Annotated in this window: 18 protein-coding genes and 1 pseudogene; 13 read left to right on the top strand and 6 right to left on the bottom strand. The window is 72.2% G+C overall.

Annotated features, from left to right (window positions below; translation table 11 throughout):
• Positions 1–41 precede the first annotated feature (41 nt).
• The 3 genes from tdh to ACFYY2_RS15235 are packed head-to-tail and all read left to right on the top strand — an operon-like array spanning position 42 to position 3,267.
• Positions 42–1,070, top strand: a complete 1,029-nt coding sequence (gene tdh, locus ACFYY2_RS15245) for an L-threonine 3-dehydrogenase (RefSeq protein WP_388742271.1) — start codon at positions 42–44, stop codon at positions 1,068–1,070.
• Positions 1,071–1,114: 44 nt separating this feature from the next.
• Positions 1,115–2,308: a glycine C-acetyltransferase gene (locus tag ACFYY2_RS15240; RefSeq protein ID WP_388742268.1), complete on the top strand. Its 1,194-nt coding sequence runs from the start codon at positions 1,115–1,117 to the stop codon at positions 2,306–2,308.
• Between the two features lie 29 nt (positions 2,309–2,337).
• Positions 2,338–3,267 (top strand): LysR family transcriptional regulator, encoded by a 930-nt coding sequence (locus ACFYY2_RS15235; RefSeq protein WP_388742266.1) that lies wholly within the window; start codon positions 2,338–2,340, stop codon positions 3,265–3,267.
• Positions 3,268–3,310: 43 nt separating this feature from the next.
• Here ACFYY2_RS15235 and ACFYY2_RS15230 read toward each other — a convergent pair whose 3' ends face one another.
• Positions 3,311–3,697 (bottom strand): VOC family protein, encoded by a 387-nt coding sequence (locus tag ACFYY2_RS15230; RefSeq protein ID WP_388742264.1) that lies wholly within the window; start codon positions 3,695–3,697, stop codon positions 3,311–3,313.
• A gap of 86 nt (positions 3,698–3,783) precedes the next feature.
• Between ACFYY2_RS15230 and ACFYY2_RS15225 the strand changes: the two genes are divergently transcribed.
• Together ACFYY2_RS15225 and ACFYY2_RS15220 are read left to right on the top strand one after the other, a co-directional pair.
• Complete coding sequence (locus ACFYY2_RS15225; protein WP_388742260.1) at positions 3,784–4,410, top strand: nucleoside/nucleotide kinase family protein; 627 nt, start codon at positions 3,784–3,786, stop codon at positions 4,408–4,410.
• Between the two features lie 87 nt (positions 4,411–4,497).
• Entirely contained in the window at positions 4,498–5,628 is a 1,131-nt protein-coding gene (locus ACFYY2_RS15220; RefSeq protein WP_388742257.1) for a M24 family metallopeptidase, read from the top strand.
• 70 nt (positions 5,629–5,698) lie between these two features.
• On the opposite strand, the gene treZ is transcribed toward ACFYY2_RS15220, so the two are convergent.
• Positions 5,699–7,456: a malto-oligosyltrehalose trehalohydrolase gene (gene treZ, locus ACFYY2_RS15215; RefSeq protein WP_388742254.1), complete on the bottom strand. Its 1,758-nt coding sequence runs from the start codon at positions 7,454–7,456 to the stop codon at positions 5,699–5,701.
• Between the two features lie 203 nt (positions 7,457–7,659).
• On the opposite strand from treZ, the gene ACFYY2_RS15210 reads away from it, so the two are divergent.
• Positions 7,660–9,054 carry a GH1 family beta-glucosidase gene (locus ACFYY2_RS15210; protein ID WP_388742252.1) on the top strand — a complete coding sequence of 465 codons (1,395 nt, stop codon included), beginning with the start codon at positions 7,660–7,662 and terminating at the stop codon, positions 9,052–9,054.
• A gap of 146 nt (positions 9,055–9,200) precedes the next feature.
• Positions 9,201–9,767, top strand: coding sequence for an FHA domain-containing protein (locus ACFYY2_RS15205; RefSeq protein WP_388742250.1), 567 nt, complete (start codon positions 9,201–9,203; stop codon positions 9,765–9,767).
• A gap of 126 nt (positions 9,768–9,893) precedes the next feature.
• Here the strand turns inward: ACFYY2_RS15205 and treY are convergent, their stop codons facing one another.
• Both treY and glgX read right to left on the bottom strand, forming a co-directional pair.
• Complete coding sequence (gene treY, locus ACFYY2_RS15200) at positions 9,894–12,299, bottom strand: malto-oligosyltrehalose synthase (RefSeq protein ID WP_388742247.1); 2,406 nt, start codon at positions 12,297–12,299, stop codon at positions 9,894–9,896.
• Positions 12,300–12,396: 97 nt separating this feature from the next.
• The gene (glgX, locus tag ACFYY2_RS15195; RefSeq protein WP_388742245.1) at positions 12,397–14,553 is read right to left on the bottom strand and encodes a glycogen debranching protein GlgX; all 2,157 of its coding nucleotides are present in this window, start codon (positions 14,551–14,553) and stop codon (positions 12,397–12,399) included.
• 380 nt (positions 14,554–14,933) lie between these two features.
• On the opposite strand from glgX, the gene ACFYY2_RS15190 reads away from it, so the two are divergent.
• Positions 14,934–16,166, top strand: coding sequence for an SAV2148 family HEPN domain-containing protein (locus ACFYY2_RS15190; RefSeq protein ID WP_388742243.1), 1,233 nt, complete (start codon positions 14,934–14,936; stop codon positions 16,164–16,166).
• Between the two features lie 80 nt (positions 16,167–16,246).
• The gene (locus ACFYY2_RS15185; RefSeq protein ID WP_388742240.1) at positions 16,247–16,978 is read left to right on the top strand and encodes a 3'-5' exonuclease; all 732 of its coding nucleotides are present in this window, start codon (positions 16,247–16,249) and stop codon (positions 16,976–16,978) included.
• A gap of 10 nt (positions 16,979–16,988) precedes the next feature.
• On the opposite strand, the gene ACFYY2_RS15180 is transcribed toward ACFYY2_RS15185, so the two are convergent.
• On the bottom strand, positions 16,989–17,855 hold the full coding sequence (locus ACFYY2_RS15180; protein WP_388742238.1) for a phosphotransferase: 867 nt from the start codon (positions 17,853–17,855) through the stop codon (positions 16,989–16,991).
• A gap of 131 nt (positions 17,856–17,986) precedes the next feature.
• Here ACFYY2_RS15180 and ACFYY2_RS15175 point away from each other — a divergent pair, with 131 nt between their 5' ends.
• The 4 genes and pseudogenes from ACFYY2_RS15175 to mgt all read left to right on the top strand — a co-directional run bounded on the left by ACFYY2_RS15175 (position 17,987) and on the right by mgt (position 22,443).
• Positions 17,987–18,922 carry a carbohydrate ABC transporter permease gene (locus tag ACFYY2_RS15175; protein WP_388742235.1) on the top strand — a complete coding sequence of 312 codons (936 nt, stop codon included), beginning with the start codon at positions 17,987–17,989 and terminating at the stop codon, positions 18,920–18,922.
• Positions 18,919–19,758 carry a carbohydrate ABC transporter permease gene (locus ACFYY2_RS15170; protein ID WP_388742233.1) on the top strand — a complete coding sequence of 280 codons (840 nt, stop codon included), beginning with the start codon at positions 18,919–18,921 and terminating at the stop codon, positions 19,756–19,758. The genes ACFYY2_RS15175 and ACFYY2_RS15170 overlap by 4 nt, the downstream gene beginning before the upstream one ends.
• The gene (locus tag ACFYY2_RS15165; protein WP_388742230.1) at positions 19,758–21,053 is read left to right on the top strand and encodes an ABC transporter substrate-binding protein; all 1,296 of its coding nucleotides are present in this window, start codon (positions 19,758–19,760) and stop codon (positions 21,051–21,053) included. The genes ACFYY2_RS15170 and ACFYY2_RS15165 overlap by 1 nt, the downstream gene beginning before the upstream one ends.
• Positions 21,054–21,161: 108 nt before the next feature.
• Positions 21,162–22,443 (top strand): annotated as a pseudogene (gene mgt, locus ACFYY2_RS15160) (macrolide-inactivating glycosyltransferase).
• A gap of 339 nt (positions 22,444–22,782) precedes the next feature.
• Here mgt and ACFYY2_RS15155 read toward each other — a convergent pair.
• Entirely contained in the window at positions 22,783–23,184 is a 402-nt protein-coding gene (locus tag ACFYY2_RS15155; RefSeq protein ID WP_388742227.1) for a hypothetical protein, read from the bottom strand.
• Positions 23,185–23,416: the final 232 nt, after the last annotated feature.

The following is a 23,416-nucleotide window of genomic DNA, read 5'->3' as shown; positions in this document are numbered from 1 at the left end:
GTCCGGGAACTCGTCACGCACCAGGACAGGGAGCCGCACCCGTGAAGGCACTCGTGAAGCACAAGGCCGAACCCGGACTCTGGCTGATGGACGTGCCGGAGCCCGAGACCGGGCCCGGAGACGTGCTGATCAAGGTCCTCCGCACCGGGATCTGCGGCACCGACCTGCATATCCGCGACTACGACGGCTGGGCCCAGCAGGCCGTGCGCACCCCGCTGATCCTCGGGCACGAGTTCGTCGGCGAGGTCGCCGGGATCGGCGCGGACGTCGTCGACATCAAGGTCGGCGACCTGGTCAGCGGCGAAGGCCACCTGGTGTGCGGCAAGTGCCGCAACTGCCTCGCCGGCCGCCGGCACCTGTGCCGCTCCACCCTGGGGCTCGGCGTCGGCCGGGACGGAGCCTTCGCCGAGTACCTCGCGCTGCCCGCCTCCAACGTCTGGGTGCACCGGGACAAGGTCGACCTCGACATCGCCGCGATCTTCGACCCGTTCGGCAACGCCGTGCACACGGCGCTGTCCTTCCCGCTCGTCGGGGAGGACGTGCTGATCACCGGTGCCGGCCCGATCGGCATCATGGCCGCCGCCGTCGCCCGCCACGCGGGTGCCCGCAACGTCGTCATCACCGACGTCAGCGAGGCCCGGCTGGAGATCGCCAGGAAGGTCGGGGTGGACCTCGCCCTGAACGTCGGCACCGAGACCATCGCCGACGGCCAGCGCCACCTCAGCCTGCGCGAGGGCTTCGACATCGGCCTCGAGATGTCCGGACGCCCCGAGGCCATGCGGGACATGATCGCGAACATGACGCACGGCGGACGGATCGCGATGCTCGGCCTGCCCGCGGCCGAGTTCCCCGTCGACTGGTCCCGCGTCGTGACCTCGATGCTCACGATCAAGGGAATCTACGGCCGCGAGATGTACGAGACCTGGTACGCCATGTCCGTACTCCTGGAGGGCGGGCTCGATCTCGCCCCGGTGATCACCGGACGCTACGGGTACCGCGACTTCGAAGCCGCTTTCGACGACGCCGCGAGCGGTCTCGGTGGCAAGGTACTGCTCGACTGGGCCGCCTGAAGCTCCTCGTACGCACCCCCGTAATCACCTGGGAGACATCCTCAATGTTCGACTCCGTACGCGACGACCTGCGCACGACCCTCGACGAGATCCGCGACGCCGGGCTCCAGAAGCCCGAGCGGGTCATCGGCACCCCGCAGTCCGCCACCGTCGCGGTCACCTCCGGTGGCCGCGCCGGTGAGGTCCTCAACTTCTGCGCCAACAACTACCTGGGCCTCGCCGACCACCCCGAGGTCGTCTCCGCGGCCCACGAGGCCCTGGACCGCTGGGGCTACGGCCTCGCGTCCGTGCGCTTCATCTGCGGCACCCAGGAGGTCCACAAGGAGCTGGAGCAGCGGCTCTCGGCCTTCCTCGGCCAGGAGGACACGATCCTCTACTCCTCCTGCTTCGACGCCAACGGCGGTGTCTTCGAGACGCTCCTCGGCCCCGAGGACGCGGTCATCTCCGACGCCCTCAACCACGCCTCCATCATCGACGGCATCCGCCTGTCCAAGGCCAAGCGCTACCGCTACGCCAACCGCGACATGGCCGACCTGGAGCAGCAGCTCAAGGAGGCCTCCGGGGCGCGGCGCCGCCTCGTCGTCACCGACGGCGTCTTCTCCATGGACGGATACGTCGCCCCGCTCGCCGAGATCTGCGACCTCGCGGACCGCTACGGCGCCATGGTCATGGTCGACGACTCGCACGCCGTCGGATTCGTCGGGCCCGGCGGCCGCGGCACCCCCGAGCTGCACGGCGTCATGGACCGTGTCGACATCATCACCGGCACGCTCGGCAAGGCCCTGGGCGGTGCGTCCGGCGGCTACGTCGCGGCGCGCGCCGAGATCGTGGCCCTGCTGCGCCAGCGCTCGCGGCCGTACCTCTTCTCCAACTCGCTCGCCCCGGTCATCGCCGCCTCCTCCCTCAAGGTCATCGACCTGCTGGAGTCCGCGGGCGACCTGCGCGAGCGGCTCAACGCCAACACCGCGCTCTTCCGCTCCCGGATGACCGAGGAGGGCTTCGACATCCTGCCCGGAGACCACGCCATCGCCCCCGTGATGATCGGGGACGCGGCGAAGGCAGGCAGGATGGCGGAGCTGCTCCTCGAGCGCGGTGTGTACGTGATCGGGTTCTCCTACCCCGTCGTGCCGCAGGGGGCCGCCCGCATCCGCGTCCAGCTCTCGGCCGCCCACTCCACCGACGACGTCAACCGCGCCGTGGACGCGTTCGTCGACGCGCGGAAGGCGCTGGAGGCGTAGCGACTCCCGCGACCAGGGACAATGGGGGCATGATCGATGCACGGCGGCTGCGCATCCTCCGTGCCGTGGCCGACCACCGTACGGTGACCGCCGCGGCCGCCGCGCTCTACCTCACGCCCTCCGCGGTGTCCCAGCAGCTCGCGGCCCTGGAGCAGGAGACCGGCCACCGGCTCGTCGAGCGCGGCGCGCGCGGTGCCCGGCTGACCGCGGCGGGGGAGATCCTGCTCACCCACGCCAACGCGGTGCTCGCACAGCTGGAGCGGGCCGAGGCGGAACTCGCCGACTACGGCGCGGGCGTGGCGGGCACCGTCACGGTCGCCGCGTTCGCGACGGGCATCGGCCTCGTCCTCGCCCCCGCGATCGCTGAGCTGTCGCGCACCGCACCCGGCATCCGGGTGCGGGTGCAGGACGCCGAGGGCGACGCCAGTGTGCCGATGGTGCTGGACCGGCAGGTCGATGTGGCGGTCGCCGTCGAATACCGCGGCGCGCCCGGCGAGGACGACCGGCGGCTGACCCGGGTGCCCCTGTACTCGGAGCCCTTCGACGCGGTGCTTCCGGCCGCCCACCCGCTCGCCCGCCGGGAACACGTGGCGGTCGCGGACCTCGCCAAGGACGCCTGGATCGGTCCCTACCCCGGCAATCCCTGCCACGACGTGGTGGTCCTGGCCTGCGAGCTCGCCGGGTTCGCACCCCGTCTCGAACACTCGTCGGACGACTTCCAGGCGGTGGTCGCGCTGGCCGGGGCGGGCGCCGGAGTGGCGCTGGTGCCCCGTTCGGCGCTGCGCGGCAGCGAGCCGGCCGAGGCGGTGATCCGGCCGGTCGACGGCGTCGTCCCGACCCGCAGGGTCTTCGCCGCGGTGCGGCAGGGGGCCGAGGGCCATCCGCTGATCAAACCGGTCCTCGACGCACTGCTCGCGGCGGCCCGGCCGGGTGGTGTCTCCGGGGCCAGGGCCGCGTGAGGACCGGCGCCCTCGTCCGCTCCGCCGTCCGGCGGAGCGGGGTTCACGCGGGCTGCAGCAGGTCCCACCGATTGCCGTAGAGGTCCTCGAACACCGCGACGGAGCCGTACGTCTCGTGGCGGGGTTCCTCCAGGAAGCGGACCCCGGCCGCCAGCATCCGGCTGTGGTCACCGGCGAAGTCCTCCGTGTGCAGGAAGAAGCCGACCCGGCCGCCGGTCTGGGCCCCGACCGCCGCCAGCTGGGCGTCGTCCCCGGCCTTCGCCAGCAGCAGCCCCGTGCCCGTCGTGCCGCGCGGCCGCACGACCACCCAGCGAGTGCCGCCGCCCCGGTCCGTGTCCTCCACCAGCTCGAAGCCGAGGGCGCCCGTGTAGAAGGACAGCGCTTCGTCGTAGTCGCGGACGACCAGGGTGACCAGGGCGATGTGGGACATGGGGATCCTCGTCCTCGGAATGGCGGGAGGGGGTAGTTATACGTAACACTAACGCGCTCCCGGTCCGCCCGTGGACAATGCGCGCCATGGACACGAACGACCTCGCCGCCCTGGTGGCCCGGGCCCGCGGGCTCGCCGCCCCGGGCGGCCGCCGCATCCTCGGCATCGCCGGCCCGCCCGGGGCGGGGAAGTCCACCCTGGCGGCCCGGATCGTCGACGCGCTCCCGGGCCGCGCCGTGCTCGTGCCGATGGACGGCTTCCACCTGGCCGGGGCGGAACTGGGACGGCTGGGACGGGCCGCCCGCAAGGGTGCCCCCGACACCTTCGACGCCGCGGGTTACGCGGCGCTCCTCGGGCGGCTGAGGAATCCGGACGAGCCCGGACCGGTCTACGCGCCCGCCTTCGACCGGACACTGGAGGAGCCGGTCGCCGGCTCGGTGCGCGTCGGCAAGGACATCCCGCTCGTCGTGACCGAGGGGAACTACCTGCTCCTGGACGAGGGTCCCTGGGCCGCCGTGCGCGGTCTGCTCGACGAGGTGTGGTTCCTCGACGCCGACCCGCGGGAGCGGGTGAGCGGCCTCGTGGAGCGGCACGTGCGCTTCGGCAAGTCCCGGGCGCACGCCGAGCGGTGGGTCGCCGGCTCCGACGAGCTCAACGCGCGGCTGGTCGAGCGGTACCGCGACCGCGCCGACCTGGTCGTGCGACGTCACTGAAGCCGCGTACGCACTCCCGCCCACACTCGCGTGCGCCGGGGCGGACGGGCAGGATGCTGTGTGCCGCATCGCCCGCCAGGAGGTCCCATGTCCAGCCCCGACCAGCCCGCGCCCTTCACCGCCGAGGACTACCGCGCCCGGATGGACCGCGCGGCGGCGTCCGCCGACGCCGCCGGCCTCGCGGGCGTCCTCGTGGCCCCCGGTCCCGACATGGTCCACCTGACCGGCTACCGGCTGCCGTCCGAGACCGAGCGCATCACGATGCTGGTGCTGCGGGCCGGACACGACCCCGTCCTCGTCGTCCCGGCGCTGGAGGCGGCGGACGCGGAGCGTGCCCCGGGTGCGCCGGCGCTGACCCTGAGGGAGTGGACCGACGCCGCCGATCCGTACGCCCTGACAGCGGCGCTGCTCGACCGCAAGGGCCGGTTCGGGATCAGCGACAACGCCTGGGCGCTCCACCTGCTGGCCCTGGGGAAGGACCTCCCCGACGCCTCCTACGCCTCCCTCACCGAAGCCCTGCCGATGCTCCGCGCCGTCAAGGACGCGGCCGAGCTGGAACGGCTCGCCGCGGCCGGGGCGGCCGCCGACGCCACGTACGAGGAGATCCTGAAGGTCCGGTTCTCCGGGCGCCGGGAGAGCGACGTGGCCGCCGACCTCGCGGCCCTGCTGAAGCGGCACGGCCACACGCAGGTCGACTTCACCGTGGTCGGCTCCGGGCCCAACGGTGCGAACCCCCACCACGAGGCCGGCGACCGGACCGTCGTGGCGGGTGACATGGTCGTCCTGGACTTCGGCGGGCTGAAGCACGGCTACGGCTCCGACACCTCCCGCACGGTCCACGTCGGCGAACCGACCGCCGAGGAGCAGCGCGTCCACGACGTCGTGCGGGAGGCGCAGGAGGCGGGCTGCCGCGCGGTCGGTCCGGGCGTCGCCTGCCAGGAGATCGACAGGGCCGCCCGCGCCGTCATCACCGAGGCCGGCTACGGCGAGCGATTCATCCACCGCACCGGCCACGGCATCGGCGTGACCACCCACGAACCGCCCTACATGATCGAGGGCGAGGAGCAGCCGCTCGTGCCCGGGATGTGCTTCTCCGTCGAGCCGGGCATCTATCTCCCCGGCCGGTTCGGCGTCCGCATCGAGGACATCGTGACCGTCACCGAGGACGGAGGCAGGCGGCTGAACACCACCTCGCGCGAGATGGCGATCGTGGAGTAGCCCGGCTGTCGCGCGACGCGTCAGGTTCAGGCCATATGGGCTGAAGTGCCATCCAGGGCACAGGAGTTGGTCAGTCGTCGGACAGCACCGCACAGGATTCCGGCGCCAGGTGCAGCACCCCGTCCGGTCCCGGAGTCCCGGTCGGCACCCACGAGGCCAGCACCCGGCCACCACCCCGGCGCCGGCCGGCGCCCAGTGGAATCGCGGCGGGCTTGCCCGACAGGTTGACCGCGATCCGCAGGTCTCCCCTCCGGCAGACCAGCCAGCGCGCCTCCTCGTCGAACGCCGTTCTCACCGAGGCGAGATCGGGGTCGGAGAGGTCGGGCAGGGAGTGGCGGAGGGCGATCAGCTCGCGGTGCCAGGCCAGGAGCCGGGCGTGCGGTTCCCGCTCCGCCTCGCTCCAGTCCAGGCAGGACCGGCCCCGGGTGTCCGGGTCCTGCGGGTCCGGGATCTCCCCCTCCGCCCAGCCGTGCTCCGCGAACTCGCTCCGCCTGCCGTCGCGCACGGCGCGCGCGAGGTCCGGATCGGTGTGGTCGGTGAAGAACTGCCACGGCGTCAGGGCGCCCCACTCCTCACCCATGAAGAGCATCGGGACGAACGGCCCGGTGAGCACCAGGGCCGCCGCACAGGCCTGGAGCCCGGTCGGGAGGGTGGCGGCGAGCCGGTCGCCGAGGGCGCGGTTGCCGATCTGGTCGTGCGTCTGCGCGTAACCGACGAAGCGGTGGGCGGGGGACCGGGTGACGTCGACGCGGCGGCCGTGCGTGCGGCCCCGGAAGCTGGAATACGTGCCGTTGTGGAAGAACGCGCTGGTCAGAGTCTTGGCCAGGGCGGCCAGGGGGGCCGCGGCGAAATCGGCGTAGTAGCCCTGGGACTCACCGGTGAGAGCGGTGTGCAGTGCGTGGTGGAAGTCGTCGTTCCACTGGGCGTGCAGGCCGATGCCGCCCTCGCCGCGGGGTGTCGTCGTCCGCGGGTCGCAGAGGTCGGACTCCGCGATCAGCGCGAGCGGCCGGCCGAGTTCCGACGCGAGCGCGTCGACGGCCGCGGACAACTCCTCCAGGAAGGTGAGCGCCCGGCCGTCGGCCAGGGCGTGCACGGCGTCCAGGCGCAGGCCGTCCAGCCGGTAGTCCCGCAGCCAGGCGAGCGCACTGCCCAGCAGGTACGCCCGGACCTCGTCCGACCCCGGGGCGTCCAGGTTGACGGCCGAGCCCCAGGGCGTGTGGTGCGTGTCCGTGAAGTACGGGCCGAAGGCCGGCAGGTAGTTGCCCGAGGGGCCCAGGTGGTTGTGGACGACGTCCAGGACGACCGCCAGACCCAGTCCGTGCGCCGTGTCGACAAAGCGCTTCAGTGCGCTCGGGCCTCCGTACGGCTCGTGCACGGCCCACAGCGACACTCCCTCGTACCCCCACCCGTGGGTTCCCGGGAAGGGGCAGACGGGCATCACGGACACATGGGTGATGCCGAGGTCCACGAGATGGCCGAGCCGCGCGGCGGCCGCGTCGAAGGTGCCCGCGTCCGTGAAGGTGCCGACGTGGAGCTCGTACAGGACGGCGCCGGGCAGGCCCCGCCCCGCCCACGTGGTCCGCCAGACGTGGGCGTCCTGGTCGACGACCGCGCTCTCGCCGTCCGGCCCGTCCGGCTGCCGCCGCGAACGGGGATCGGGGAGCACGGGGCCGCCGTCCAGCGAGAAGCCGTACCGGTCGCCGTCCCCGGCCTCCGCCTCGGCGGTCCACCAGCCGGGCCGCAGGGGGTCGCGCCCCATCGGGCCGCGTCCGCCCGCCGTGCACAGCGCCACGGCCCCGGCCTCGGGAGCCCACACCTCGAACCGCATTCACCACTCCTCGTCCATGAACCGGATGCCTCGCCGGAGGCCCCATGATCGGCGGAATTCGCGCGCACGGCCCCGGGACACTGGAGCGAGCCCGCACCTGACGATTAGGGTCTGGTCCTGATCATTGCCCTGCCGGGTTCCGCTCATTCGCGGCGAGCCCGGGCAGTACGACAAGGTCCCCCTTACGGCTGCTGGAGGCCGAGATGACCGTGCCGACGTTCCCACCCGGATTCCTGTGGGGTGCCTCCGCCTCCGCTTTCCAGACGGAGGGGGCCTTCGACGCCGACGGGAAGGGGCCCTCCGGCTGGGACGCATTCGCCGCGCAGCCCGGCCGCATCAAGGACGGCACCGACACCACCCGGGGCACCGGCTTCCACGAGCACTACCGCGAGGACGTCGCCCTGCTCGCCGGACTCGGCGCGGACGCCTTCCGCTTCTCCATCAGCTGGCCCCGTGTGGTCCCCGGCGGGAGCGGTTCGCTCAATCCCGCCGGGCTCGACTTCTACGACCGGCTCGTCGACGAACTCTGCGCCCACGGCATCACCCCCGCCCCGACCCTCTACCACTGGGACACCCCGCTCCCGCTCGACGAGGCGGGCGGCTGGCTGAACCGGGACACCGCCTACCGCTTCGCGGAGTACGCGGGGATCGTCGCCGAGCGCCTCGCCGACCGGGTGCCCATGTGGATCACCATCAACGAACCGGCCGAAGTGACCATGCTGGGCTACGCGCTCGGAGAGCACGCCCCCGGCCGCACCCTCCTCTTCGACGCCCTGCCCGCCGCCCACCACCAACTCCTCGCGCACGGACTCGCCGTGCGGGCGCTGCGCGCCGCGGGCGCGGACAACATCGGCATCGCGCTCTCCCACTCGCCCGTCTGGACGGCCGGCGACTCCGAGGAGGACCGCATGGGCGCCGAGCTCTACGACACCCTGACCAACTGGCTGTTCGCCGACCCGGTCCTCACCGGCCGCTACCCCGACGAGGGCTTCGCCGCCCTGATGCCCGGCCCGGTCGAGGACGACCTCAAGGTCATCTCGGCACCCCTCGACTGGTACGGCGTCAACTACTACAACCCGACCCTGGTGGGCGCCCCGCGGGCCGAGGCGCCGGCCTCCTTCTCGGGGTACTCCATGCCCGAGGGGCTGCCGTTCGGCATCAGGGAGATCGAGGGGTACGACACCACCGACTTCGGCTGGCCCGTCGTCCCCGAGGGACTCGCCGAGACGCTCGGCCAACTGCGTGACCGCTTCGGCGACCGGCTGCCGCCCGTCTACATCACGGAGAACGGCTGCGCCGTCGACGAGCCCGTCGCCGACGGCCGCCGCATCGCCTTCCTGGAAGGACACCTGGGGGCTCTGCGGACCGCCATCGACGCGGGTGTCGACGTGCGCGGCTACTTCACCTGGTCCCTGACCGACAACGTCGAGTGGACCGAAGGGGCCAGCAAGCGGTTCGGCCTCGTCCACATCGACTACGAGACGCTGCGGCGCACCCCCAAGGAGTCGTACGGCTGGTACCGCGACGTGATCAGCGCGCAGCGCACCGGGAACACGCAGGAGACGACGCTCACACCAGGTGGACACGCTCCTGCGTGACGCGGTGACCGGTCCGCGCCCGGGCGGCGGCCGTCGGGGCAACTCACGTGCGGACGAGGGGATTCGCGGGCTCCGGTGCAGGTCAGGCGTACCGATACCCGGGTTCTTCTGGACACCTCCGGCCTGTCGGCCCGACAATCGGCAGTGTGACGTCCTCCTTCGAGTCCCACACGTATCCCGCGCGGTTGTCCGACGCCCAGCGCGACCGTGTCCTCGGTGTGCTCAGGGACGGCGCCGCCCAGGGCAAGCTCTCCCACGACACCTTCCTGCGGCGCATGGAACTCGCCCTCGTCGCCAGGCGTCCCGAGGACCTGGCGGCGCTCACCTCCGACCTCGAGTCCGGCGGACGCTGGACCCGCGGGCTCTTCCGTGCCGTGAGCGGCGTCTCGGCCTTCCCCGCACGGGTCCGCAGGGCCTGGCAGTCGGAGCGGCTGCCCAAGCTGATGCTTCCGATGCCCGGCCCGCACCCCCTGCTCATCGGCCGTGACCCGGGCAACGGGCTCCGGCTCAGCCACGAGACTGTGTCACGGCTGCACGCCGAACTGACCGCGCACGGCAGCCGGTGGATCCTCCGCGACCTGGGCTCGACGAACGGCACCTGCGTCAACGGGCAGCGGGTCGTCGGATCCGTGGCGGTGCGCGACGGGGACCAGGTGAGCTTTGGCCGGATGACCTTCCGGCTCACCGCCTCGCTCCCGGTCCCCCCGGCCTGACCACGCGGCCCGAGGCCCGGCGGAGTCCCCGCACCCCGGCCGCGACACGCCGTAAGACGCCCGGGGTGACACCGTGCCGGCCACGGGGCTCCACGACGCCGCCCCGGGGGATGCGCTCCGGCCGGCTCAGCCGCGCCCGGTCGCGCCCGTACCGCCCGTCCGCACGAGAAGCGCCACCGGACGCTCCGTGAAGAGTTCCGCCACCGGGACCTCGGGGCCGGTGAACTCCCCGCCCTGCGACAGGAGGTCGGTCCACGGGCCCTCGCCGGGCAGCGTCAGCACCGTGTCCCGCCACCCGCCCTCCTCGGCGAGCCGCAGCGACAGACGCGTCACCGCCGTGACCACCTCACCGGACCGGCAGAACGCCAGGCAGTGCGCGGCCGCCGGGCCCAGGGCGGACACCGGGGCGTAGGTGCCGGACTCGCCGAAGAGCCCGGGGCGCTCCCGGCGCAGCCGCAGCGCCGCCGCGGTGAGTGCCGCCTTCTCGTCCCCGCCTCCCGCGGGCCTGCTGAACGGCCGGCGGTTGTCCGGGTCGACCAGCGCGATGTACTCCCGCTCCGTGCCCTGGTACAGGTCGGGGACGCCCGGCATCGTCAGGTGCACCAGCGCCGCGCCGAGGACGTTGGCCCGTACGAAGGGCGCGAGCTCCTGCGCGAACCGGGTCATCAGCACCCGCGCCTCGCCGGCGTCGCTGCCCGGCCCCGCCGCGACGAAGTCGGTCACCGCCCGCTCGTACGCCGGATCGGGCTCGGTCCAGCTCGTGAACAGACCCGCCTCCCGCACGGACTTCAGCAGCGCCGGCTCCAGCCTCCCCGCCATCTCACCCGCCGGCAGGCCCGCGCAGCCGTACGCCGACTGCCACGCCTGCCAGGCCAGCTGGGGGTCGGGCGCCGGCACGGGCGTCGCCCTGGACAACTGCTCCACCAGGGAGGACCACCTCTCCGGGCACTCCGACAGGACGGCGATCCTGGCCCGCACGTCCCCACTGCGTTTGGTGTCGTGGGTGGTCAGCACCGTGCCGGTGCCGGGCCAGTCGCGGCTGAGCCGGGTGCCGAAAGCGTGGAACTCCTCGGGGCTCACCGCCGGCCGGCCGGGGTCACCGCCCACCTCCGTCGCCGAGATCAGCGGGACGTACCGGTAGAACGCCGTGTCCTCCACGGACTTGGCGTGCAGGGCGGAGGCCGTCTGTGCGAACCGCGCGCAGAACGCCGCCTGCTCCGGCCCGTCGCCGAGGCGCCCCAGCGCCAGGTCCCGCACCACGTCGACCGCGTCGGCCTCCTGGGGGACGGAGAACGCGGCCCTCGCGTCCCGCAACGCCTCGGCCGGCAGCGTCGACTCCGCGATCTCCGTGAGCGGCCCGCCGGCCGTGACGTACGGCCGGTAGACGGGCACCCGTACCAGCAGCTCGCGGACCGCCGTGTGCAGCGCCCACGGGGCGTGGTCGCGCGTGGCGGGATCCCCGGCGCAGACCTGGACGGCGAGACGCGTCAGCCATTCCGTCTCGGCGGCCAGTTCGTGCGTGACGACGCGGTACGCGGCCCTGCGGACCGTGGCGGTCCAGTAACCGCCCCGGTCGCCCTGGGGGCCCGCGAAGTCCCGGTAGCGGCCGAGCAGATCCGCCGCGCCCATCGGGTCGGTGAACAGGCCGTCGATCCGGTGCAGTGCGTCGTACCCGGTGGTCCCCGCGACCGCCCAGGCGGGGGGAAGCGCCTCGGCACCCGTGAGGATCTTCTCCACCACCGTCCAGCGTCCGCCGGTGGCCTCGCCCAGCTGCCGGAGGTACTCCCCGGGGTCGGCCAGCCCGTCCGGATGGTCGACGCGCAGCCCGTCGACCACCCCGTCGCGGACCAGTTCGAGGATCTTGCCGTGGGTTGCGGCGAACACCTCGGGATGCTCCACCCGGACCCCGATCAGGTCGGAGATGGTGAAGAACCGCCGGTAGTTCAGCTCGGTCCTGGCCAGCCGCCACCAGGCGAGACGGTAGTGCTGGGCGGCCAGCAGTCCGGGCAGCGGGAGGTCCGCAGTGCCCTCGCGCAGCGGGAACTCCAGATCGGCGTAGCGGAGCACGGGCGTGCCGTCGTCCCGGGCGCCCCGCTCGAAGCCGGCGCTCTCCTCGCCGACCCGCCCCGCGAGCACCGGCAGCAGTACCTTCCCGCCGCCGGCCTCCCAGTCGATGTCGAACCAGCGGGCGTAGGGGGAGTCCGGGCCCTCGCGCAGCACCTCCCACAACGGGAGGTTGTGGCGGGGCGCGGCGGCCATGTGGTTCGGCACGATGTCCAGGACCAGCCCGAGGCCGTGGGCCCTCGCCGTGGCGGCCAGTTCCCGCAGCCCCTCCTCACCCCCGAGCTCGGCCCGCACCCTGCCGTGGTCGACGACGTCGTAGCCGTGTCCTGAGCCGGGCACGGCCTCCAGGACGGGCGACAGGTGCAGATGGGAGACGCCGAGCTCGGCGAGATACGGCACGGCGTCCGCGGCGGCGGCGAACGGGAAGTCCGGTTGGAGCTGCAGCCGGTACGTGGCGGTGGGCGTCATGGAGTCGTACGTACCCAGAGGGGCGGCGCAATCCCCACCTTCTCGGCCACCCGCCGCCGACCGGCGGCCCGCCGCCCCGCCCCGGCACCCCATCGGCCTACGCGGGGCGCTTCAGCACGCTCAGACTCCGGCCGACGAGAGTCACCCGCTCGCCCGCCGACACCTTGGGACCCGCGCCCGGCGGCACCCCGTCCGGCACCGCCGTGTCCACGACGACCTGCCACTGCTTGCCGTGGTTCATCGGCACGGCGAACTCCAGGGTCTCGGCCCCCGCGTTGAACATCAGGAGGAACGAGTCGTCGGAGATCCGCTCGCCGCGTGGCCCCGGCTCGGAGATCGCGTGGCCGTTCAGGAAGACCGTCATCGCCTTGGCGTGGGCCGCCTGCCAGTCCCGCTGGGTCATCTCCTCACCCCTGGGGGTGAACCACGCGATGTCGGACAGCTCGTCGTGCGTGCCCTCCACAGGCCGGCCGTGGAAGAAGCGCCTGCGCCGGAAGACCGGGTGGTCGCGCCGCAGCCAGACCATCGCCCGGGTGAACTCCAGCAGGCTGGTGTCCGTGCCGGCACCGGCTCCGTCGTCGTCCTCGGCGCGCCTCGCGGCGGCCGGGTCGGGCCAGTGGACCCAGGAGAGCTCGTTGTCCTGGCAGTAGCCGTTGTTGTTGCCCCGCTGGGTCCGCGCGAACTCGTCGCCGTGGCTCAGCATGGGCACGCCCTGGGACAGCATCAGCGTGGCGACGAAGTTGCGCATCTGACGACTGCGCAGCTCCAGCACCTCCTTGTCCTCGGTCTCGCCCTCCGCGCCGCAGTTCCACGAGCGGTTGTGGCTCTCGCCGTCGCGGTTGCCCTCGCCGTTGGCCTCGTTGCGCTTGTCGTTGTACGAGACGAGGTCGTGCAGCGTGAAGCCGTCGTGGCAGGTGGCGAAGTTGATCGAGGCGAGGGGGCGCCTCCCGTCGTCCTGGTAGAGGTCCGACGAGCCCGTGAGGCGGCCCGCGAACTCTGCGAGCGTGCGCGGCTCGCCCCGCCACAGGTCGCGGACGGTGTCCCGGTACTTGCCGTTCCACTCGGTCCACAACGGCGGGAAGTTGCCGACCTGGTAGCCGCCCTCGCCCACGTCCCAGGGCTCGGCGATCAGCTTCACCTGGCTGACCACCGGATCCTGCTGCACCAGGTCGAAGAACGACGACAGCCGGTCCACCTCGTGGAACTGGCGCGCGAGCGTGGCCGCCAGGTCGAAGCGGAACCCGTCCACATGCATCTCGGTCACCCAGTACCGCAGCGAGTCCATGATCAGCTGGAGCACGTGCGGGGACCGCATCAGCAGGGAGTTCCCCGTGCCCGTGGTGTCCATGTAGTACTTCTGGTCATCGGCCAGGCGGTAGTACGAGGCGTTGTCGAGCCCCCGGAAGGAGAGCGTCGGGCCGAGGTGGTTGCCCTCCGCCGTGTGGTTGTAGACCACGTCGAGGATCACCTCGATGCCCGCTTGGTGCAGTGCCTTGACCGCCTGCTTGAACTCCAGCACCTGCTCGCCCCGGTCGCCCCACGAGGCGTAGGCGTTGTGCGGGGCGAAGAAGCCGATGGTGTTGTAACCCCAGTAGTTGGCGAGGCCCGCGTCCGCCAGCCGGTGGTCCTGGACGAACTGGTGGACCGGCATCAGTTCGATCGCCGTCACGCCCAGCTCGGTCAGGTGGGCGATGATCTCCGGGTGCGCGAGCCCCGCGTACGTGCCGCGCAGTTCCTGGGGAAGGCCCGGGTGCAGCATGGTCAGGCCCTTCACGTGGGCCTCGTAGATCACCGTGCGGTGGTAGTCCGTACGGGGGCGGCGGTCGTCGCCCCAGTCGAAGTAGGGGTTGACCACGACCGAGCTCATCGTGTGCGGCGCCGAGTCGAGGTCGTTGCGCTCGTCCGGCTTCCCGAACGGATAGCCGTAGACCGCCTCGCCCCACTCGATCTTCCCGGAGATCGCACGTGCGTACGGGTCGAGGAGCAGCTTCGCCGAGTTGCAGCGCCGCCCGTGCTGCGGCTCGTACGGGCCGTGCACCCGGAAGCCGTAACGCTGCCCCGGCATCACCCCGGGCAGATAGGCGTGGCGGACGAAGGCGTCGGTCTCGCGGAGCTCCACCGCCGTTTCCGAACCGTCGTCGTGCAGCAGGCACAACTCGATCCGGTCGGCGGCCTCCGAGAAGACCGCGAAGTTGGTTCCGGCGCCGTCGTAGGTGGCGCCGAGGGGATAGGCGTGTCCCGGCCAGACCTGCATAGATAGGACTCTTCCACTTCTGATCCGGGTGCTGGGGGTTTTCGCCCCGATACTCCCCGAAAGACGGTCCTGTACCTAGTACGTCGGCCGGTGCGGCCGGGTCCCGTCGACGCGACCCCGCCGGGCCGGTCAACCTGGGACACCTCCGTGTCGCCCGGACAGGGGTCACGGTCCGCCCGACAGCTCCTCCGTCCGGTATGCGGCATGCGAGAGGGTGCGCAATCACTATGAACCATCTCACTCCACCCGATCTCGTCGCAAGGAACAGGCCGGACGCACAAAGGAGTTGAGTGAGGAGCATGTGCATCCTGCTGCACCGGCTCCCGCTTGCGGAGTACCCTTCCTTGATCGTTGGTGGGGGAGTGGAAGGCGGTACGCGGGTGAGCTCGGGAGGATTCGAGCTGCCCCCAGGTGACGCAGGTCACGAGGGGGAATCGACCGATGCCCAGCCGGGGGCGGTCTCCCTCGCACAGCCCATGGAGATCGGCGCCGAGCTGGACTGGGGCGCGGACGCCTGGAACGAGGTGCGCACCCGCGCCCAGCGGGCGGGGCGTGCGTACATCTGGCTGAATCTGGTGGAACAGCGGCTGCGCGCCGTGGTCTCCGCGGTGATCCGGCCGATCTACGAACCGGTGCACGGCGAGGACTGGGTGGTCGCCGCCGCGGGGCCGGCGGGGCAGGAGTGGGTGCAGCGCGCCGTCGCGGTCCGCGAGGTCTCCCGCCGCAAGGGCTATCTGCTCGACCCGGCCGACGACAACGTCCTCAGCTTCCTGACGCTGCCGCAGCTGCGCGAGCTGATGGTCCAGCACTGGCCCTGCTTCGAGCCCTACTTCGACGACCGGCGCGAGGTGGAGCTCGCACTGGACGAGCTGGAGGTGGCGCGCAACGTCGTCTCCCGCAACCGCGCGCTCAACGAGGCGGTCCTCGCGCAGGCCGAGCGGGCCTCCGCCCGGCTCCTGGAGATCCTCGGCAGCGGGGCGGCGGTCCCGTCCGCCGACCGGCTGCCCGTCGACGCGGTCGAGGAGCTGGTCGGCGACCGCTACGCCGACGTGGTGTCCGTCCACCCCGACCGGGTGCGGCTGCAGCGCCAGCTGCCCGCCGAGGACCTCTTCGGGGGCGCCCGCCGGCTGGACGCGATCGGCATCGGGCTCAACCTCCTCACGCAGAACTTCTCCGGACGCAGGCTGGTCCGCCTCGCCGAGTCCGGCTGCCGGGTCAGGCTGCTCTTCATCAACCCGGCGAGCAGCGCGGTCAAGCGCAGGGAGCGCGAACTGGGCCTCAAGAAGGCCGAGCTGAGCCGCTCGGTGGAGATGAACATCCTGCACATGCGCCGGGTCCGCTCCAGGCTGCGCGACCCCGACGCCTTCCAGATCCACGTCTTCGACGAGACACCGCGCTTCACGGCCTACCTGGTGGACGGCGACGGGCCCGACGCCGTCGGGGTCGTCCAGCCCTATCTCCGGCGCGCACGCGGCATGGAGGCGCCCGTGCTGGTGCTGCGCGGCGGCGGGCGTGCGGTGGTCCGGGCGGGGCAGGACAGCGAGCACGGACTCTTCGAGACCTACCGCGAGGAGTTCGAGTCGGTCTGGACGGACTCCAGGCCCGTCTCCTGACGCCCCCTCCTCCCGTTGTCAGTGGCGCGTGCGAGGGTTGGTCATCACTCGGGGGAACGCACCACATGAGGAGGCAGGGGATGAGCTGGCACCAGGAGCGCCTGGTCGGTTTCGACCTGGAGACGACCGGCACGGACCCGTCGGAGGCCAGGATCGTCACCGCCGCGGTCGTCGCGGTGGACAGCGGGCACGGCGAGCCGGTCCGCAGCGGCACCTGGCTGGCGGACCCCGGCATACGGATTCCCGAGCAGGCCTCGGCCATCCACGGCATCAGCAGCGAGCGGGCGGCGGCGGAGGGCCGCCCGGTCCGCGAGGTGGCGGACGAGATCGCCGGGACGCTCGTGGAGTACTGGCGCGAGGGTGTGCCCGTGGTCGCCTACAACGCCGCGTTCGACCTGAGCCTGCTCTCCGCCGAGCTGCGGCGCCACGGCCTGCCGTCCCTGGGCGACCGGCTGGGCGGCCGGGAGGTCGGACCCGTCATCGACCCGTACACCATCGACCGCGCCGTCGACCGGTACCGCAAGGGCAAGCGCACCCTGGAGGCCGTCTGCGTGGAATACGGGGTGGTGCACGGCGGGGCGCACGACGCGGCCGCCGACGCGCTGGCGGCGGTGCGCGTGGCCTACGCGATAGCGGAGCGGCACCGCTCGGTCGCCGCCCTGCGGACCACCGAACTGCATGAGCGTCAGATCGAGTGGTATGCGGACTGGGCCGCCGACTTCCAGAAGTTCCTGCGCCGCAAGGGCACCGCCGACGCGGTGATCGACGGCCGATGGCCGCTGCGGGAGCCGGCCGCGGTGACCGCCTCCTGACGCCGCCCGCTCAGAAGGGGTACCAGCGCACCTCGGGGTCGTCCTCGCGCAGCGACGCCACCCTGCGGCGGAACTCCGCCAGCGCCTTCGGGTTCACCGCGGCGTGCTGGGAGACCCAGGCGCAGCTCGCCGTCTCGCGGGCGCCGCGCAGCACCGCGCATCCCTCCCAGGTGCGCACGTCCCAGCCGTAGGCCTCGGTGAAGTCGTCGTAGGCGTCGGCGGGCAGGCCGTACCGGTCCCGGGAGAGCGCGAGGACCACCAGATCGTGCTCGCGCAGATCGGCCGAGAAGGTCTCCAGGTCGACCAGGACCGGCCCGTCGGGGCCGATGTGGACGTTCCGGGGGAGGGCGTCGCCGTGAATCGGGCCCGGCGCCAGGTGGGGGGCCAGGGCGGCAGCGGCTTTCGCGAAACCGTCGCGCCGGCCCCGCAGGTAGTCCGCGTCGGCGGGGTCGATCGCGTCGCCCGCCAGTCGCAGCCAGCGCTCGACCCCGCCCAGCAGTTCCCGGCGCGGGAGCGTGAAGTCCTCTGGCGCGGGAAGGGCGTGCACCTGCGTGAGCAGCGGCGCCAGATCGCGTGGCAGCGGCGGGCGCACGGCATCCGGGAGCCGGTGCCAGAGCGTCACCGGGTGCCCCTCCACCAGCCGGGCGTCCGGTTCGACGGCCCGCACGGCGGGCACGCCCGAATCGGCCAGCCAGCGGGCCACGGCCACCTCGCGGGCTGCCCGCTCCCGCAGCTCCGGGTGGTGCGTCGCGTCCCGGCCGACCTTGACCACAAGGTCCCCGTCCGCGAACACCGCGTTCTCGCCCAGCGCGAGGAGCCCGGCGCCGCCCGGCAGTCCGGCGGCGGTCAGAACCTCGCGTGCGCGCATCTCGTCCATGGCCGGATTTTCTCATCCCCGCAGGCCACCTTGACGAACGGGCGGCCCGTCAGCACGATGACGGAGGCCGCCCCGGCAGCCATTCGGGTATGAAACCGATCCAATCGGGTAAAGGGGTCGAATTCATGGCAATGGCGACCGCAACAACGCGGTCCGGGCGCAAGGTCCCCCGGAAGGGGCCGCACGTGCGCCGCCGGGGGCGGGACACGGCGACCTGGTTCCTGGTGCTGCCCGCGCTGATCCCGATCCTGATCCTCAGCGTCGGCCCCCTGCTGTACGGCATCGCCCTGGCCTTCACCGACGCGCAGTCGGGGCGTACCCGCTCCACGCAGTTCGTCGGCGTACTCAACTTCCAGGACCTGCTGCACGACGGCCTGTTCTGGGAGTCCTTCCGGATCGGGCTGCTGTGGGCCGTCGGCGTCACGGTGCCGCAGTTCGTCCTCGCCCTCGGCCTCGCACTGCTCCTCGACGCGAACCTCCGGATGCGCTGGCTGGCCCGGGCGCTGGCGATCATTCCCTGGGCGATGCCCGAGGTGGTCGTCGGCATCATGTGGCGCCTCGTCTACAACCCCGACGCGGGCATCCTGAACGAGACGATCCGCGACCTCGGGCTCGGGGACGGCCGGGACTGGCTGACCGGCCTGGCCACGGCCCTGCCCGCCGTGATCGTCGTCGGCGTCTGGGCCGGCATGCCCCAGACCACGGTCGCGCTCCTCGCGGGACTCCAGAACACCCCGCACGAACTCCACGAGGCGGCCGCCCTGGACGGGGCCGGAGCCTGGCGCCGCTTCCGCACCGTCACCTGGCCCGCCCTCAGGCCGGTGGCGCTCGCCATCAGCGCCCTCAACTTCATCTGGAACTTCAACTCCTTCGCCCTGGTCTACGTCCTGACCAGCGGCGGTCCCGGCGGCCGGACCAGGCTGCCGATGCTCTTCGCCTACGAAGAGGCGTTCCGCTACGGACAGTTCGGCTACGCCGCCGCCATGGGGTGCGTGATGGTCGCCGTCATCTCGGTGATCCTCGCGATCCATCTCGCCGGCCGGCTCAGGGGAGGCGAGGACGCATGAGCCTGCGTACGGGCAGAACCGCGCGCGCCGGACAGTACGCCGCGCTGCTGTGCTACCTCGTCTTCCTGGCCTTCCCCTTCCTCTGGCTGATCTCCACCGCCTTCAAACCGGCGCGCGAGCTGGGGTCGCTCCACCCGACCTGGATCCCCCGGGACCCGACCCTGGACAACTTCCGGCAGGCCTTCGACGAGCAGCCGCTGCTCAGGGCGGCGGCCAACTCGCTCACCGCGGCGCTCTGTGCGGCACTGATCGCGGTGCTCATCGCCACCCCCATGGCCTACGTGATGGCACGTCACCGGGGACGCGTGGCCACGGCCGCGACCGGGTGGGTCGTGATCAGCCAGGCGTTCCCCTTCGTCCTGGTGATCATCCCGCTCTTCCTCGTCCTCAAGAACCTGCACCTGATCAACTCGCTGTGGGGTCTGATCCTGGTGTACGTCGTCTGGTCGCTGCCCTTCGCCCTGTGGATGCTCGCCGGATACGTCCGTGCCGTGCCCCCCGAACTCGAGGAGGCGGCGGCGGTCGACGGGGCCGGGAAGGCGCGCACCCTCCTCTCCGTCACCGCGCCGCTGCTGGCCCCGGGGATCGTCGCCACGGCGCTGTTCGCCTTCATCACCGCGTGGAACGAGTTCTTCTTCGCCCTCGTCCTCCTCAAGACCCCGGAGAAGCAGACCTTGCCGGTCGTACTCACCCATTTCCTCGGCGCGGAAGGGGTGGCCGACCTCGGCCCGCTCGCCGCCGCCGCGTTCCTGGCCACCCTGCCTTCCCTCGTCCTCTTCGCCGTCATCCAGAAGCGGATCACGGGCGGTCTGGCGGCCGGGGCGGTGAGGCAGTGATGCGGCTCCCCGCGACGGCCGCGGTGCTCACCACCGCGTTCGCGCTCCTGCTCTCGGGCTGTTCCGGCGACGGCGGGGGCGACAAGGACGCCGACGGCACCGTCCGGCTCAGCTTCCAGTCGCTCGCCTGGCAGAAGGAGTCGGTGGAGGCCAACAAGCAGCTCGTCCGGGAGTGGAACGCCGGCCACCCGGACATCCAGGTCGACTACGTCCAGGGCAGCTGGGACAACGTCCACGACCAGCTGCTCACCTCCTTCGAGGGCGGCGAGGCGCCGGACATCATCCACGACGCGTCGGACGACCTCGCGGACTTCGCGTACGGCGGCTACCTCGCCGACCTGCGCACCCTCCTGCCCGGCAGGCTGACCGACGACATCCCCGAGCAGTCCTGGGCGACCACCACCTTCGGCGACGGCGTCCACGGAGTCCCGTTCCTCCAGGAACCCAAGGTCCTGATCGCGAACAGGAAGATCCTCGACTCCTCCGGCGTACGGATCCCGACCCCCGAGAAACCGTGGACCTGGGCCGAGTTCCGGAAGGTGACCGCCGAGCTGACCGGCAAGGGGCGGTACGGCGTCGCCTGGCCGCTCAAGGAACCGGTGTCCGTGACCCTCAACCTCGGTCTGTCGGCCGGCGGGCAGCTCTTCCACCGGGGCGCGGACGGCAGGGCGGAGATCCGCTTCGGCGAGGGGGACGAGGTCATGCCGCGCACGGTCCGCGACCAGGTCGGGTCCGACGGCAGCGCGGCGCGGACGGCGCTGGGCATGGGGGGCTCGGACACGCTACCCGGCTTCTTCGGCGGCCGGTACGCCATGGTCCCGCTGGGCTTCTCCTATCGCCAGCAGGTCGTCGAACAGGCGCCCGAGGGCTTCGAGTGGACGGTTCTCCCCATGCCGGCGGGCAGCGGAGGCATCGCCCAGGGCGTCAGCCCGCAGACCCTGTCCGTCGCGGAGGAGAGCCCGCACAAGAAGGAGGCCGTGCGGTTCATCGACTTCATGCTGCGCCCCGCGAACATGGTGCGCCTGGCCAAGGGCGACTGGATGCTTCCGACCGGCACCGAGGCGCTGGCGGACCCGGCCCTGCACGTGACGGAGAACGGCTGGGCGACGGGGACGGCCCTCGCCCGCGCACTGCGCCCGGCCCCCGCGCAGTCGGTGCGCGGCTACCCCGAATGGAAGGACAAGGTGGCCACCCCGGCGCTGCAGGAGTACTACAGCGGTGCCATCGGCACCGAAGAACTGAGGAAGCGCCTGGTCGAGGACGGCAACCGGGTGCTCGACCGCTACCAGCGCTGATCCGGTGGCCCCGGCCCCCCGGAGCAGCGCTGGTAGCGGTCGTCCCGGGGCCACGGCCACCGGCGACCCGCACGAGGTGCGGTCGTGCCCGTCTGCCGCAGGCGTCCGCTGTTCCGGCGAGCTGGCGCGGCCGCTCGGCGGCGTACCCGAAATCGACTGGACGAGACGTATCGTCTCGCTTATGTTCGACGGCATGACACCGACTCCGCGTGCCCATGTCGCCATGTTCTCCATCGCCGCCCACGGGCACGTGAACCCGAGTCTCGAAGTGATCCGGGAGCTCGTCGCGCGCGGGCACCGGGTCAGCTACGCGATCCCCGCCTCCTTCGCCGACGTGATCGCCGCGACCGGGGCCGAGCCGGTGATCTACACCTCCGTGCTGCCCACCGCGCCCGAGGACTGGGGCAGCGAACTCATCGACTACTACGAGCGGTTCCTCGAGGACGCCGTCCAGGCCCTGCCGCAGCTGGCCGAGGCGTTCGAGGGCGACGAGCCCGACCTCGTCCTGCACGACATCACCGCGTATCCGGCCCGGGTGCTCGCCCACCGGTGGGGTGTGCCCGCCGTCCAGCTCTGGCCCAACCTGGTTCCCTGGGAGGGGTACGCCGAGGAGGTGGGGGAGCCGGCGACCGCCGGGCTGAGGCAGACCGAGCGGGGCCGCGCCTACTACGCGCGCTTCGCGGACTGGCTCGCCGGGAACGGCCTGGGTCACCTCTCGTCCGACGATTTCGTGGCGAGGCCCCGTCGTGGCCTGGTGCTGATCCCGGAGGTGCTCCAGCCGAACGCCGACCGCGTGGACCACGGCAGGTTCACCTTCGTCGGTGCCTGCCAGGGCGACCGGGCCGAGCAGGGGGAGTGGAAGCGGCCGACCGGCGCGGAGAAGGTCCTGCTCGTCTCGCTCGGGTCGTCGTTCACGGGCGAGCCGGCGTTCTACCGCGCGTGCGTCGAGGCCTTCGGCGATCTGCCGGGCTGGCACGTCGTGCTGCAGATCGGCGCCCACGTCGACCCGGCCGAACTCGGACACGTACCGCCGAACGTCGAAGTGCACCCCTGGGTACCCCAGTTGTCCGTGCTGAGGCAGGCGGACGCCTTCATCACCCACGCGGGCGCGGGCGGCAGTCAGGAAGGGCTCGCCACCGGGACTCCGATGGTGGCGGTCCCGCAGGCGGTCGACCAGTTCGGCAACGCGGACATGCTCCAGTCCCTGGGGGTCGCCAGGCATCTGCCGAAGGAGGAGGCCGACGCGGTGGCCCTGCGAGCCGCCGTCCTCGACCTGGTGGGCGACCCCGAGGTGGCGGCGCGGCTCGCGCGGATCGGGGAGCGGATGCGGGGCGAGGGGGGCACGCGGCGGGCGGCCGATCTCGTCGAGGCGGAGCTCCCGGCCCGGTAGGGCCACGTCCCGTACCGAGTCCCTCCGCGGGCGCCGACCATGGACCCGACCGGCGGACGTAGGCCACGCCGTCGGAGAGATCGCCTACGGGTATGCCACCCCGGGGACGCTTTCGAGGCCCGGCCCCTGCGGGCACCGGGAGAGCGGGGAGCCCGCGGGGGGTGACACGCATCGCCCGCCGGCTGCGGCCGGCGGGCGATGCGTGGGGGCAGCGAGTGCGCCAAGGGACGCCGGAGCCGGTTTATCTGACGGCACAACGGGTGTCAGAGAGCTGGTGCAGGCCCCTTGCCACCCGTCACTGTCCGCAGAGCGCGGGCGGCGCATCCAGCCGCTGGACCACTAGACGCCGTAGGAACCCGAGCAGCTCCAGGACGACGTCGACTTGCTCCGCTCGCAGATCGAGATGCTGGCGACGTCGCTGTCGTAGTCCGCGCTGGCAGAGGCCCCGGCAGCCGTCGTCAGCTGGGGATAGGTGTTGTTCGCCAGGTGGATCTGGATCTTGGCCGCGTCGACCGCACCGTCGTAGGGGCGGCTGATCCATGCCCAACTGGCCCTGCCGCTGCCCGGGCAGTTGTCCACCTGGACCTGCGTCTTGCCGTAGCTGTAGTACTTGGTGCAGCCCTGCGTGGTCGGCGATCCGTCGGCAGCGGCGGGTGAAGCCGCGACGGCCGTCAGCGCCCCCACGGAGAGGACCATGGCGGTGCCGAACTTGAACAGCTTGCCGGGGCGACGCTCAGTCATTTTCTTCCTTCGATGTTTCAGGGGACCGCAGCTCCACGGCAGTCCGTGGCGAGCGCGGGTCCTCTGGCAGGTGTGCTCGGAGGGTGGCGGCGGTCGATCTCATCGCCTTTCGGCCTGACGGCCGAGTCGCACCCGGAGCAGCTTGACGCATCAAGAATCTACTTGACCAAGCAAGAGTACTTATGCGCTGATGATGCGTCAATTCACTTGACGTGCAGGGCCGATCGGTGCG

This window comes from Streptomyces sp. NPDC001822 (genome assembly GCF_042892135.1).
Classification (GTDB): domain Bacteria; phylum Actinomycetota; class Actinomycetes; order Streptomycetales; family Streptomycetaceae; genus Streptomyces.
Note: the sequence above shows the minus strand (reverse complement) of the source record. Positions and strands in the feature narration are given on the sequence as shown.